1 protein-coding gene is annotated in these 533 nt (G+C 38.8%); it reads right to left on the bottom strand.

The genetic code is table 11. From position 1 onward, the window contains the following. Positions 1-533: hypothetical protein (locus N1032_RS27565; protein ID WP_259543916.1), on the bottom strand; the 533-nt coding region annotated here is incomplete at both ends.

Genomic DNA, 533 nt, shown 5'->3' with positions numbered 1-533 from the left:
TTGTTGGCTAAACCAAAACCAGCGGTGACACCAGCGACATTAGATTTAACACCCCAAGTAGCTGAGTAGTGTGTCGTACCGTTTTTGTTAATGTTTGTGATTAATTGCTGTGTTTGTGTAATCTGACCACCAAGGTTATTCTTGATATCTGTTTCAGCTTTAGCAATCTGCTGTGTAAGACCGTTAGCAGTAGTTGTGATAACACCAGTTACACGTTGAACCTCTGATGTAATTAAACTGTGATTAGCTTTAAGATCAGCTTTGACTTGTAAAATCTCACCATCAAATCTATTTGTTAAGTTTGTGATCTCACCAATTGCTACCATTACCTGACCGTTGGCTGTATTCACTTGAGTTTTTAAACCTTGAAGCACACCACTCAAACTATTACCATCAGCATCAACAATGTTATCCATTGTAATACCTTGACCAATCTGAAGTTTAACTCCACCAATTTCCATCATCACTCGGTTGAACTGATCGTTAACTTGAAGATGTAATGCGTCAAGTGCTCTGGTACGTTCGCTAACTTC

The sequence above is a fragment of the Herbiconiux daphne genome (assembly GCF_024979295.1).
Lineage (GTDB): Bacteria > Actinomycetota > Actinomycetes > Actinomycetales > Microbacteriaceae > Herbiconiux > Herbiconiux daphnes.
The sequence above is the reverse complement of the archived record's forward strand: the minus strand, read 5'-3'. Positions and strand labels throughout refer to the sequence as shown.